Raw genomic sequence first — 13789 nt, 5'->3', positions numbered from 1 at the left:
TACGAATTACGAATTACCCGTTAAGCGTTCCAAATCAGCCAAGCGGCGCGCAGGGCAGCGACAATCGCTAAACCCATAACCCAAACCGGATAGCCGCTGCGAACGACGATTTTATCGTTGACTCGAACGGTATCGACATCAATCCAAGGTGTGCTACCGCGTCGAAACCATCCGGTAACGCTAACTTGTCGCCCGATGAGGCTTATCGGACGAGGATACAGGGGAATGTAGCGTTCTAACCCAGCGAGGGGCAGCTTCAATAACGGTTTTTGCAGTCCCCAAAAAACATTACCAAAGGGGCCGAGTTTGGTGAAAAAATGGAGTTTAATTGTGCCGCTGGAGGTTTGCAGCATTAAGTCCTGAATCGGCCAATTGCTAATCCCTTCGCGCCCGATCAGGGTTCCGGTGAGTAGCACGCCCTGACTTTTGGGGGGGAGTGCTTCGGGGTTGGAGAGTAAGTCTTGGAGGCGCGGTTCGTTGCGGGTGGGGGCAATGCGAACGTCGGGGAAATAACCGTTAATCCAGATGAAGATGCTGAGGCTGAAGGCAAAGAGGAGGCAAGCGCGCGCGATCGCGTCGTTATCGGCATTGTACATCCAAATTAAGCCGCTGCCGCTCATCCACTGACTGAGGACGCGCTCGTTGAGGTAGCCCAATCCCCAAAAAATACCGCGCAGCAACAGTCCAAAAAAGAGGGCAGAAAGCACCGCACTTTGCAAAATCGGCAGCGCGCGGTAGCAGTTGGCGAGTTTGAGGAATTTTTCTTTGAGGGTGCGGGCGGGGGGAACGTAAATGGGGAGATCGATTTCTGGGGAAAGCCGCCAATAGTTAGCATAGCGGTTGAGGACATAGATGCGATCGCCGATTAAGGGGTGGGAGTTAATCGAAGAAAGCCAATGGCGGTAAGGGTTGCTGCACTCCCACGCCAAAACTTCCCTAAAGGGCGTTTTATCGGGCATACTGCCGATGGCGAGTGCTTGGCGGTGTCCGACTGGCATTAATAAATCGAAGCTTTCTAACAGCCAACTGGTTTGAGTCTGCTCGCGCACATTATCCGCCATACCGATCGCGATTTTCAACAGGGCGCGGGTAATGGCGTTAGGATTGCCCATATACTCGGCCGCAAGGCGATCGCTATAATACTGTCTTCGGCGCGACATCCACAATAAGGGGATGCGCCACAGCCAATAGAAGGTATAAAAAATGGCGGCAAGAATTGCACTTATCCAAAGGGTGAGGGTGTCGATAATTGATAATGGATAATTTTTAATTTTTAATTTGTCATTTTTAATTTTTAAGCTGAGGCGTTCTCCTTGGCGGGAAATTTGCCAGTAGAGGGTAAAGGGAATTTGCAGGAGCGCGATCGCGCCGGAGGTAAAGCTAAAATCCCAGTGGATAATCTGGGCGATTTGCGCTGCATAAATTACGGCAAGTTCGGAATCGTCCAACTGTTCGAGCAATCCCTGACTGATAGCGATGCGGGCGGTGCGGGGTAAGGTTCCGTAAGTCATCGCAACCGGCGCGCGAGTGGGTAAAATTGCCAGTTGCGGGCGAGGCAGTTTTTTCTGCTGCGTCATCTTCTGCACCACTTTCGCTGCTTCGGGATATTCCCCCGCTAGTTTGGGAACTGAGTAGCGTTCCATTCCGTATAGTTTGGTTAGCAGCCAATCGAGCAACCAGGGCGAAGCAATCCAGAGGATGAAGAAGGAAATGAGGACAAAATAGGTGGTATTGCGGTAAAAGAGTTGGATGGGGCGCAATAGGGGTAAAAAGTCAAGTATCGCGTTAAAGGTTCTTAGCGTCCATTCCAGGGAGAAGCGGACGAGGTAAAATAACGCGATCGCGCAAACCAGTTGTATTAGCCACAACCGCCATAGTTGCGTCGGTTTCATCCGCTTCCAGTTCTTCGCCCGTTCTGCATTGCGCCACTGCCTGCCCGGTACGAAAACTGTCGGGGCAGCATCTTGGGGCGTTTCGGCGCGTGCGACGGCGTTAGAAAAAGAGGGAGCGAGATTGCGGGGTGCTGCGGGGCGTTTGCTTTTCTGTTTGGGTTGAAGGGGAACTAAACCGAGGGTATTGGCTTCCGGGTAACGTTGAATTAAGTCGGCGAGGGTTTTTGTCGCCCAAGCGCTTTCGGGGGTGGGGTCTTGGACGAGTTCGTGACACAATAGGATGGCATCTTCGGCGCGATCGCAGCGGCAATAAGCCACGACTAAAGCTTGTCGGGCGCGATTGACGAGGGCGAGATCCAGTTCCGTGGCGCACACTTCCTGAAAATGCGCGATCGCATCTTCATATTGTCCCGCTCGTAACGCTGTTTCGCCCGCCTTCAAACTCGGATTCGGAACAGAAGTCATTGGTCGATCCTCCCCCTACTTGCCCAATCTCCAAGATAAACTAGGATTCGTCTGGAACAAACATTTCCCGAAAAACTTTTCTCAATTATCCCTCCTTAAGATTACTTGAGACGGTTCGTTACGAAGAGCGCTAACGCACCCTACCGACTATTTTGGGATGACGACTAAAGGGGAAGAACCCTCGACAACTTCAGCAATCTTTTTCTGGTAAGGATGAAGAATATAAATTCGATCCTCCCCAATTTGTAGAACTACTCGCTCGTCTTTAAGTTGCGTTGCACTACTCATTCTTCGTTGAATAATCGGAGTTTTTAATGAGTATTTAAATTTTGGCTTTCCGGGGCTAGCCGATCCCCGTATTCCGCCCTCCTCAAAAGTGTTGTGATAACCTTCTTGGATAATATCGCGATCGGACAAAGAAGCCACGGGTCCCCAGGGCATACGGCAGTCTATTTCTTTTTCCGATATCCAGGTCGGCGTTCGAGTGGCAAAATCTGAAAGAATTTTGTGCTGGACATTGTAAGATTCAAGAAAGAGATCGAAGGTTTTTTGTGCTGTTTGATGAGAGCAAAAATAAGGTCGATAGGAAAAGTTCAAATGAGAAATATCCTTAATGAATTCTGGGGGCTTACCGTCTAGGCGCGATCGCATCACTTGCTTCTTATCCGGACTGATGAAATAAAGGGCATAGTTTCCCGTTGGTTGTAGTTCGGAAAAAGGAACGAATTGTAGATTTGTGGCTAAGCTAGTGGGACTGTAAGGCAGAAAGAAGAAATAAATAATTAAGTAGCTAAGGCTTTGGATAATTAAGTTCGCCTTTGCTGCCTGCCAAAAGGAATTGGGGCGATCGCGAAAAAGGAGCCAAATAAAAGGATATTCAATCAGAACGGTTAAAATAAAAGCCAGCAGAAATGAAACCCGTAGTAAGGTTTTGACCGATTCTAAAGGAATATCTTGAAAGCGAGAAGCAAGAGAAATGAGGGGTACAACTCCAAGCCAAGCCGAGACATAGTTCGCTAAAATCGCGATGCCAATTGACTTGCTTCGTTGTGTTCCAAAAAATCGAGCGAGCAAGCGACCTTCAAAAAGCCCGATCGCGGCATTACCCACTAATAAATACAGCGTCCCTATAAAATATAAGGTTGAGATCGCATTGGCAAGAGCGGGTTCGGCAAAGAGCGCGATCGCAAGCGCCGTTCCTAGTGCATACTTCCACTTAATTTTCATCCTCAATTAGAGTCAGGTAAAGAACCCCGACTAAACAGGCGAAAATAAAGCGAATTACTAAATTCTTTCAGAGGAAAAGTCACAAAAGTTAGCGGATTAATCGTGACGATAATATTGCGAGCGTCGCGCGTTGCTTGGCTGACAACTTGCTTGGCAACCCAATCGGCAGACATAATACCAATGGGATTCAGGTTGCTTTTAAACGGCCCTAAAATCAGCTTGCGAATCGTGCAGGGCGCATCCAAACGGCGCAGGGTGACTAAATCGCCTAGGGTTCGCTTGCTGAGTTCGTACAGGGGACTAAAAGCGGGGTTCGATTCGGCTTCGGAGGTATTCACCCAAACTTCTTTGGTAGCAATTTCTTTATTACTTCGGACGGTGGTTAAAAAGAGTTCGAGCAAGCGTAGTTGAGAAAAGGCATTAATTTCATAAGATTTCGCGATCGCGTCAGGCGTTCTTTCCCCATTCACGTTAATCCCGTGATTGAGAATTAAAATATCAACTTTCTCAAACAGTTCGCTCAACTCCGCTTCTTTCCCCGCTTGCCAAACCACTGTTTGAATGGGTTCGCTGCTTTCAGGTAACGCGATCGGCGTATCTTGAGAAGTAAGCGCGATGACTTTTGCACCTTTCTTTTGGAGGTGAAATAGTAGCGATTTCCCTAAACTTCCCGAAGCGCCCGTCACGGCAATTCGTTTACCTTTGAGCGAAAGGGCAGTTCCCATAATTTTATCAATCGCGGTCAACGTTCCGCAATAGTAGGCATTTTGGTTGTCAAAATGATGCCGCCAATGATACGTGCGATTCACGAACCAAGGCGCGGGAGGCTCCGTAAAAGCACCAGGACGATGGGTAAGATCGGTGAGTTCGTCGGCTCCGGCAATTCCCAATCCGCGCGCGATCGCGGTGCTTAAAAAGCTTAAGGTATACAGGGAACCCGCCCCCGCTAGCCAGGGTTGAGGCAGATCCAGTTGAAACGCGATCGCAACGGGCAAACCGCTCATCAATAACATTACCAGCGCTTCTGGTACGTCATTATACCAATGTGCCTGCCGGTAAATCGCCTCGCTCGCTGGCGTTAGATCGGGGCGAAAAACGCGATGGTGCCAATTGTGCAGGCGACCGAGCGGCGACCAGTAGTGGGCAAGGAGATGGTAGAGATCGCGCACCACTTCCGCCCACAAAATCGAGATTAAACCAATACTTGCCGTTGCCAACCAAGGAGCTATCATTTGTTTTTTTAGGTCTTTTTTTATACTTCTCTTTTAATCGTTCTACCGCCTCGTCTCCCCATCCCTCCGAGTAATTCGTAATTCACCCCTCATCATTCATAATTCATCATTACCCTTGCCAAAAGTTAAGAAATCGATAAAAATTGTAACAATCTTCGCTACTATCGAGAAGTAAAGAAAACCGTCCGGGGCAGGCGCGCGATCGCAAAATTTTCGCAAGCTGCCGCTCGAGCTTTCCTTTTTATCCACCCTCGCGTAACACTCTATCCTATGCCAGAACAGTCTTGGTCAAACCAGAACGCCGACGAAGAATTAGACCCAATCGGTTCTCTGTTGTCCGAATGGTCGGATCCAGAAGAAGACGAGGACGAATTTAGAAGTGACTACTTTCGCGGACAAGAAGGACGCAGAGGAAAAGCCGCCCTTGCCCTGATTACCATCTGGGGAACCGTCATTGCGCTACACCTCGTTCCTTGGGGACTCGGACTGGTGATGAGTTTCACGGGAATCCTTTTAGTACATGGCTTGAGGCTAATTGCTACGCAACCGCAACCCAATCCCGAACCCTTAGCCGAAGATGCACTCGCCACCGCTCCTAAAGTTTCTTTACTGATTGCTGCGAAAAATGAAGAGGCAGTAATCGGGCGGCTAGTACGAATGCTCTGCAATCTCGATTACCCGCGCGATCGCTATGAAGTTTGGGCGATAGACGATGATAGCAGCGATCGCACTCCCGAAATCTTAGACCGATTAGCCGCAGAATATCCCCAACTCAAAGTCTTACATCGTCCCGCCGGGGCTGGCGGCGGCAAATCCGGCGCGCTCAACCAAATCATTCCCCTCATTACCGGCAGTATTATCGGCGTATTCGATGCCGATGCAACCGTCACCCCCGATATGCTGCGTCGCATTGTCACCCTCTTCGACAACGAAAAAATTGGAGCCGTGCAAATGCGTAAAGCAATTGCCAACGACTCCTACAACTTTTGGACGCAGGGACAAAAAGCGGAAATGGCGCTCGACTGCTACTTCCAGCAACAACGAATTGCCGTCGGCGGTATCGGCGAACTGCGCGGTAACGGTCAATTCGTCCGCCGCGAAGCCCTCATGAGTTGTGGCGGTTGGAACGAAGAAACCATTACCGACGACCTCGACTTAACCATTCGCTTGCACTTGGATCGATGGGACATCGGCTTTTGCTTGCTTCCCGCCGTTAACGAAGAAGGCGTAACCGGGCCTAAAGCTTTATGGCATCAACGCAATCGTTGGGCAGAAGGCGGTTATCAACGCTATCTCGACTATTGGCGCTTAATTGCCAGCAATCGCCTTGATTTCACTAAAACCCTCGATTTAATCGCCTTCGTTCTCATTCAATATATCCTGCCCACTGCTGCAATCCCCGACTTATTCATGGTGCTGTGGCGGCACGATTTGCCCGTTCTCAGTCCCCTCTCGGCGTTAATGATAAGCTGGGCTGTCGTGGCAATGTCGGTGGGACTGTACCGCACTCAACCCAAGGACAAAAACCTTTTAGCGCGCCTCGGAGAAATTATCGTACAGACAGCGCGCGGGATGATTTATATGATGCACTGGATGGTTATCATGCCCGCAACAACCGGAAGAATGTCGGTTCGCCCGAAGCGCTTGAAGTGGGTGAAGACAGTGCATCAAGGCAGTCACGAGGAGTCAGCAGAAGCGAGCTTGTAAGCGGGCGACTCTAATTCAATAAATCCAGAACTCGCTCGTAGTACCATTGATTGCGATCGCGGCACTCTTGTAGAGCTTCTGGATAACTCCGACAATCTTTCAACGCCTCTTGCCACCCTTCGGTCGAACAAGAAAACTTATTCTTGTAACGAAATTCATAGAGGCGTTTTTTAAAGAGCGAAAAAGTTATCTTCTCCTGCCTCCACTTCTCAACGCCATAAATAGCAGGTTGATGCTTCAAGGTATAAAACTTGCTACTGAACGGGAAAGCTAAAACTTTGCGTCCCAGCAAGGTTCCCCAATAGGCACCGTGATAAGAACTGGTTAAGATTGTCTCCCCCGACCCCAAAAAATCTAACACTTCATCAAAGCTGCTACTGGCATTTGTCAATCGCGGGATGCGAGGCATATTCAACTGAAATTTTTTGTGGGAAAAAATCACCAACTCATGTTCGATCTCGCGCTTTTTATCCAACGAGGGGTGCAAGCAACTCGCACAAGGAACCCAAGAGTACGGCGAATCCGAGTCTCGAATTCCCATCAAATCAAAACCATCTAGGTATTCAGAATAGTTAAACGAGCGAACATCTTTTATCGTTGAAAGACTGTAGTTTTGCTGACCGATTCCCCAGGCAATCAACTTTTTAACGTTCCCTGCCTCCCTCAGTTTTAAAAAATTATCTAAAAACCTTGAATACAAAAGGCCGCCCCCCCCAACAATAATATATTTATTGTCAATCTGGTCGGCTTGTACTGCCCGAATATCCGCAGCTTCAACGCGATAGCCAGGAAAGCTAAAATAGGCGCTTGGTGCAGATAAGCTATCTCCGATGTTACCCGGATCGATGACATGATAATTAACCAGTGTATCCATAACTTGAAGCTAAACTTATACTTTTAACCAAGCCGAAAGATCGCGATCGATTAAATCCTGCAACTGTAGAATGTCGTGACGATAAAACTCAACGAGTGCCTCTCGCTCTTCTGGAGTAATCTTGACTATAGACTTCTCATCTGAATTTAATTCAATTAAGCTCGAACGAATTGTTTGCCGCATTTCTACGGGCATAAATGCTTTCAAGATTGAAGAGACAGTCGTTCGCAACGGATTTTGTTTTTTCAAGATTCTATTAATTGTTTGATTTTTGGGGATTTTAGCGACTTGAGAGCGGCGAGATACATCCGGACAGTAGTTATCATCCACTTCCAGAAAACGATAGATTTCCTGCATAAACTTTTCGGCATCAACTCGCAAGTCGTCGTACAAATAAACTCTAATTTTCTGGCGATCGAATCGATCGTAAAAATGCTGGAGTTGTTGTCCGTAAAATCCTTTGCGGAGAGTATAGGACGTATGAGAACTGTATTTAATTTGATCTAATAAGTTTCTACGCTGTGTATCGATCGCGTCCCGGATGTGCATCAAATAGTCCGAATGCGCTCTTTCGGTCGGATCGCGTAAAATTGCGATTAGCTTAGCTTCTGGGACGTAACGCTGAATGAGGGGAATTGAGATATCGTAATGAAAAAGATAGTTTGGGGAAGCTTCTCCGATCGCGATTTCGTCCTTCACCTCATCAAAGAGTTCGCAGTATTTTTTAAAGCTGTCAATTTTAGGGGCAACTGACTGACTTTTTGTTGCGGGATTTTTTTCCCAATCTCTTGATAAAAAATTGGTCTCTTTCACAGGACTCATGTAGATCTGTGGGTGCTGTTTGAGGTAGTTATAGATCGAGGTTGTTCCTGATTTTTGAACGCCAATAATTAAGAAATTGGGGAGTGTCATAGCGATGAGTCTTAAGGTAACAAACGTTAATACTTAACAACTATTACCAACTACAATCCTATCCTTAGAATTTCTAGGAATGTAGCAGTTTAGTCAATGATAGCTGCTAAACAGGCCATTGGCATCCCTGCCTCAAGAGATGCTCTGGCGAAATAACCTGCCGAGGATAGATTCTGTTGAATTTCTTGACTGTGCTGCCTTAAGCCATCGCAGAGTCGGAGTCGGCGAGCAATTGTTCGGTGCTGGGCAATTCCAGGCAGTATCCCGCGCCGTAGACGGTTTTAATGTATTTCGGATGGCGGGGATCGGGTTCTAATTTTGTTCTTAAATGGCGGATATGAACGCGAATCGTTTCGATATCATCGTCGGGATCGTAACCCCAAACCTCTTTAAGGATTTCGCTGGGCGATACGGTTTGTCCGTGACGTTGCAGCAAGCAATGGAGCAGTTCAAACTCTAAGTGGGTCAGTTTGACGGTTTCGTCGAACCAAATCGCCTCAAAACGCTCGGGAATCAGAGTTAAGGGACCGTAATTGAGAATTTCTGAGTGCTTGGCAGCCTGCGGAATGCGATCGGTACGGCGCAATAGGGCGCGCACCCGCGCGAGCATTTCTTCAAGCTCAAATGGTTTCGTGAGATAGTCGTCCGCACCGGCGTTAAATCCGCCGACTTTATCTTGCGTTTGATCGAGAGCGGTGACCATTAAAACGGGAATTTCCGCCGTGCGATCGTCTCGGCGCAAGCGCTGGCAGACGGTGAAGCCATCCACCTTGGGCAACATTAGATCGAGAACGATTAAATCTGGCTGAAGTTGAACGGCTAAAGCTTGACCTTTAATGCCATCCCGAGCTTGACTCACGTCGTATCCAGCCATCTCCAAGTTCACGGAGACTAACTCTGTAATTGCAGGATCGTCATCGATGACCAGTATTCGAGGCATTACGAAGAGAGTTTTGCTACTTGACTATGATTAAGGTTTTTTTCCAAACCGATTGAGGAATATGAAGATTCCTGTACTGATTATAAGCACTAAAGCTCAATTTTTTAAGAAGTTTGTTACAGAATTAAGGCGGGATCGCTACACTCCGGGCAAATTATGAACATTTCTTGACATTCACAGGGAAGGCAACAACTGACCGAGAGCGGCTTCCATAAGGTCGGGGGTTTGCCCGGAGACGGCAAAAAGAAGGCTTTCCCGGTAAATGCGTCCGGCGGGGTGAGATTGCGTGCTAGCAGAACCGCCCGAGGCAATGACGGCAGCGCGGGCGCAACGTCCGGCGAGGTCGATCGCGCGAGAGCGCAGTTCCAACCGTAACTCGAAGCGCGTGTCTTGGGAGGCTAAAACGTCAAAAATCTGCTGGCGGCAGTCTTCCCAGTCGCGATCGAGGGCATTGTAGGCTTTTTCCAGAAACGGAAGTTCCTTCTGTTGGCTGACCTTTTGCAGGAGATCTAGCCCCCCTCGAGCGCATCCGAGGGCTAAGGAACTGGGGTACAAAACATTTTTTCGGTCTTGTTCGCCGAGAAAATTCGGCGAGCGAATGGCGACGACGCGCTCTTCGGGCAAAAACCATTCATCTACCCTCGCGCTCGCGGTTTGGGCGGACTCCATTGCAATTAAGGGTAGGGGGGCGGAGAAATTCAGCTTGCCGCCACTCGGTTGCACCATCTCGCGTAATGGCATCGCACCGTAGAGAATTTCGCCGGAGGGGAGGGTTGCGCCGACAATAAAATCTTGAAAGAAGTCATAGCCGGTTATCCAAGGGATGTGTCCGTTGAGTTGATAGCCGCCTTGGGTAGGTTCTGCTCGCAGCATGGGTTCGCCCGGGCGACGCAAGTGAGAAAAAGCGATGCCCACAAGAACTTTTCCCGTCCCCATCCGGGGTAAAAATTCGAGTTTGAGGGATTCGTTTGTGCCGCGCGCGATTAATGCGCCCGCGCTTTGATGCTGGGTTTGCAGGAAGGCTAAGGCTCCGGAATAGCGGGCGAGGGATTCTTGGTAACAGTAATAGTTGGAAAGGCTAAATTCTGCGCCTTGCCAAGCTCTAGGGACTTTGAGGGCGAGGAGCGCGAGATCGCCTAATCCCTGCAAAGCGACTCGCAAAACTTCGGGATCGGTGTCAATCGCGGCGGCGTGGCGAGCAACAAAGGATTGCAAATAGGTTTGGGCGCGATCGAGGAGTTTTCGTTCGGAGATGGGTAAAGGTAGAGGAGATGAGACAGGACGCACGATATTAATGGATAATGGATAATGGATAATGGATAATTTTGAATGATTTTGGGGGATTGACTCTTCACTATCCACCATTCACCCTTCACTATCCATTAATAAAGGTTCGAGGATTTTTGCAGTTGCATTGCTAAGTCTTGTTTGGGATCGATCGCGATTCCGGGAACGGCGGTTAGGCTGCCAACTGCGGTAGAGGCGGGAAATAGCAGCCAACGACTACCGAGAGGGAGTGTCTCAATGCGGTTGGCGTTGGGGGAAAGCCAAATTAAGGGGCGGGAGGGCAAATCGTGGCTGGGTGCTTCTTCCATTTGCGTGGCGGCGAGGGCTTCGAGAACGACACGATCGCCTTGTAATAATCCCGTACTTGCCGTCCAGAGTTTGACGTTCATCTGCGCTCGACTGGCGTAGAAGTATAGCGATGCTGCGGCGATCGCAGCCCGTTCAAAGTCGTCAGCAGGCCAAGTTGCAGGCGTATCGAGGCAGATAAAGATTTCTTGTCCGCCCGTGACGATTTCGAGTTCGCGGACTTGAAATTCGCCCAAGCGCGCGCTGGTGCGCCAGTGAATTAGGCGGGTGGGATCGCCTTGGCGGTAGGGACGCAGGGTTCGGGTAATCCCTTCATTGGCTATTTGGGAACGGCGTTCGCTTTCCGCTTGCAAGGTGGCTTCGCGCCCGAGGGTGTCGATGAGGGGGCAGCGTTTGAGGGGCAGAACGACGGGATAAACGATCGCTTTGGCGGGAACGGCGCGATCGCGTCGGCACCAAAATAAGCCCAAGGGCGCGCCCGTTCTCAATTCCACACTTTCCCAACGGTAAACGCCGCGTCGGGTTGTTTCGGGGTTAAATAGACAGCGATGAATGCTTCGGGGGGGGAGAGTTTCGATCGCGATCGCTTCGCTAGGAGCAAGTTCCGGTGGGAAACTGTCGCGGATTTGCAGTAAGTGCTTGGCTTGGGAGGTGGGGTTTTCAATCTCTAACGTTATGGCGATGCGATCGCCCGCACTCACCGGCGCGATCGGCAAACGGCGCACTCGTAACGACGCGATCGCGCGCGGGGGCAGAATCGCACTCACCAACAGCAGCGCAAAAATCCCGCCACTGATCGCATACAGCCACCCGGCCATTGTATTGCTAGCCGCCCCAAAAAAACAGAGCGCAACCCCCCCTAACATTAACCCCGCATAAGCCGGATTAACCCATCGAGTTTCTAAGCGTTCCTGAAGATTTCGCCACATTTTATCTAACAGCGATCGCTAACCGTTAACCGCAAGCAGCAAGACGGCTTTCAACGCGCTCTCCAACTACTTACCGTCCGTATTATAAGCGCCTTTCTGACTTGCGAGAATACAGAAACGCTATTACTAGCATCCCTGCTTTCCTGGTTTTAAGATAACCTTTAAAAGCACCTCCGCTTCACTCCTGCAAGCGGTTGAGCAAACTCGTTATACGCGCGATCGAGAGAATAGTTGCTCGAGTGCTTTTTCTAATCGGTCGAGCGGCATTCGGATGTTAGCCTTTGGCAGACAGGGATTCTCATCCTCCTTCGGTTTGGGGTCGTCGCTGAGTAGGTAATAATAATCAGCACCAATGCGATCGCTTATTGCCCAGAAACAAACGTTGACATAACTGGGGTTAAAAACTTCTATGACTTTGGTTTTCGGGGTTCCAAAAACGAGATTGCTGAGTCCCGCACCGTGAGGGCCGATAATCGCTTCCGATGAAGCAACGATACGCGCTTGTTCTGCCACGGACAATAGCTCGAACTTAACAGGTTCAAAGCCAAACCGACTTAACAATTCCAGCGTTTGAGGTTCATTCACCACTCGACGGCGATCGACCTCTTGGGGGCGCTGGATATAAATTCGTCTCGTTGGGGATAACCGTTCTTCGGGCAGAAATCGATCGCGTAAGAACTCGCACACCCATGAAGGAGGGTTGCCCGTAATTCCAGGTAAGGAGGGAACCAGGAGTCGTTCGGCTTTAAGATGAGGAAAGCGATCGCTCGTTACGATTTTGTCAGCAGGAACCCCTAGCCGTGCTAACGTCTCTTGTTGGTATGAGGTTTCCTGACTGTTGACGATGAAAGCATCGATAGAGTCAAAGGAAATATCTGCTAAAGATAGTAGGTGGAGGCGCGGCAAAACCTCTAACAGCCAATGGAAGTAACCCTCTCCACCGGCTGCACTTAAAACAACAGCAGTCCCATCTAAAAAGTATGGTTCGGGCAGTTGCAAGCGTTCAAAAATCGAATGCTCCCACGGAGGTTTTTCCCCAAACTCCCTCGATACATCGGTTAGAAGGCAGTTATCGCTGGTTATAACTGCACCGTTTCTCCCCCAGACCCGAGCATTTTTCAGTTCGGCTATAAAGGTATGTGGAGAATCGTGCTTTTCAGCTTCTCTGAATTTCCAATGAACTGTAGACTCAAAACCTTTCGGTAACGCTCGGCTAATCAGGTGGGGCTGAAGAAGTTCTTGATACATTCCTGTTGCTATTCAATTCTAAAACTGGGCATTCTGGGCATTACAAAATTTCTGACTTCTTCAAGGAAGTTCAGCGCTCTGTGTCGTACAAACTACTGAAGAACTCTCCACTTATGATTGAATGCTTATTTCAGCATTCAATCGTAAAAAATCGACAATCTTTACTGGGCTAATGATTCGCGTTCTCTAAACCAATTACGGCTACTCGCAAATCTTGAAGACTCAACACTTTTTAAAGCGAAGGCGGCTCTGGGCGAGCTTTGTAACGCCCTACGCTCTTCAAACCAGTCCCTAGTAGCCGCAACCCGAGTCGGGCGCTTACGCTCTTCTGCCATAGCTAACTCGAACGGAAAATTTCGGACAATAGTTCGATAGGCTTCTGGAACTTTTAACTGATGTAGAATTTCCCTGACAAATTGTTTGTATCTCATGAGTATGATGCCGTATGGATAAATGGTTTGCGACTTCATCGCTTCGCTCCTGTTCAAATTTTCTTCGTAAGGAGCATAGTTATTTATAGGGAGGATCGTAAGCGAGTCTTTTAATTCGTAAACCATCCTTTAGGAAGAAGGTATCTCAAAAAAAAATTGGACAAATCTTAAAAAAAAATACACCCTAAGACCGATTCCATATCAGAATTTCAGCAGTCTCAGTAGATGCCGATAAGTTCAGGCAATAAATACCCGATAAGAACAGTCGTATTACAAATATATATGTAATATCACCGATCCTAGGAATCCGCAGAACCAATAAAAAACCCTCGCAGTGGA

11 protein-coding genes are annotated in these 13789 nt (G+C 48.9%); 1 reads left to right on the top strand and 10 read right to left on the bottom strand.

Features of this window, described 5'->3' with window-relative positions; translation table 11 throughout:
• Nucleotides 1–20: 20 nt before the first annotated feature.
• The 3 genes from H6G50_RS07215 to H6G50_RS07205 form a co-directional block, all read right to left on the bottom strand.
• Entirely contained in the window at nt 21–2357 is a 2337-nt protein-coding gene (locus H6G50_RS07215) for a M48 family metalloprotease (RefSeq protein ID WP_190714739.1), read from the bottom strand.
• Between the two features lie 147 nt (nt 2358–2504).
• Nucleotides 2505–3584, bottom strand: a complete 1080-nt coding sequence (locus H6G50_RS07210; protein ID WP_190714728.1) for a hypothetical protein — start codon at nt 3582–3584, stop codon at nt 2505–2507.
• Between the two features lie 2 nt (nt 3585–3586).
• A complete protein-coding gene (locus H6G50_RS07205; protein ID WP_190714726.1) occupies nt 3587–4816 on the bottom strand; it encodes a bifunctional sterol desaturase/short chain dehydrogenase in 1230 nt (409 codons plus the stop codon).
• A gap of 270 nt (nt 4817–5086) precedes the next feature.
• On the opposite strand from H6G50_RS07205, the gene H6G50_RS07200 reads away from it, so the two are divergent.
• Nucleotides 5087–6523 carry a glycosyltransferase family 2 protein gene (locus H6G50_RS07200; protein ID WP_190714723.1) on the top strand — a complete coding sequence of 479 codons (1437 nt, stop codon included), beginning with the start codon at nt 5087–5089 and terminating at the stop codon, nt 6521–6523.
• A gap of 10 nt (nt 6524–6533) precedes the next feature.
• Here the strand turns inward: H6G50_RS07200 and H6G50_RS07195 are convergent, their stop codons facing one another.
• From H6G50_RS07195 to H6G50_RS07165, 7 genes are all read right to left on the bottom strand, one after another.
• Nucleotides 6534–7397, bottom strand: a complete 864-nt coding sequence (locus H6G50_RS07195; protein WP_190714722.1) for a hypothetical protein — start codon at nt 7395–7397, stop codon at nt 6534–6536.
• A 15-nt stretch (nt 7398–7412) separates the two neighbouring features.
• Complete coding sequence (locus H6G50_RS07190; RefSeq protein WP_190714720.1) at nt 7413–8309, bottom strand: sulfotransferase; 897 nt, start codon at nt 8307–8309, stop codon at nt 7413–7415.
• A gap of 199 nt (nt 8310–8508) precedes the next feature.
• Nucleotides 8509–9249 (bottom strand): response regulator transcription factor, encoded by a 741-nt coding sequence (locus tag H6G50_RS07185; RefSeq protein ID WP_190714719.1) that lies wholly within the window; start codon nt 9247–9249, stop codon nt 8509–8511.
• A gap of 174 nt (nt 9250–9423) precedes the next feature.
• Entirely contained in the window at nt 9424–10536 is a 1113-nt protein-coding gene (locus H6G50_RS07180) for an acyl-CoA dehydrogenase family protein (RefSeq protein WP_347239900.1), read from the bottom strand.
• A 95-nt stretch (nt 10537–10631) separates the two neighbouring features.
• The gene (locus tag H6G50_RS07175; RefSeq protein ID WP_190714715.1) at nt 10632–11771 is read right to left on the bottom strand and encodes a DUF58 domain-containing protein; all 1140 of its coding nucleotides are present in this window, start codon (nt 11769–11771) and stop codon (nt 10632–10634) included.
• A 207-nt stretch (nt 11772–11978) separates the two neighbouring features.
• Nucleotides 11979–13019 (bottom strand): glycosyltransferase family 61 protein, encoded by a 1041-nt coding sequence (locus H6G50_RS07170; protein WP_190714713.1) that lies wholly within the window; start codon nt 13017–13019, stop codon nt 11979–11981.
• A 161-nt stretch (nt 13020–13180) separates the two neighbouring features.
• Nucleotides 13181–13576, bottom strand: a complete 396-nt coding sequence (locus H6G50_RS07165) for a hypothetical protein (RefSeq protein ID WP_190714711.1) — start codon at nt 13574–13576, stop codon at nt 13181–13183.
• Nucleotides 13577–13789: the final 213 nt, after the last annotated feature.

This window comes from Oscillatoria sp. FACHB-1406, from assembly GCF_014698145.1.
Taxonomy (GTDB): domain Bacteria; phylum Cyanobacteriota; class Cyanobacteriia; order Cyanobacteriales; family Spirulinaceae; genus FACHB-1406.
Note: the sequence above shows the minus strand (reverse complement) of the source record. Positions and strands in the feature narration are given on the sequence as shown.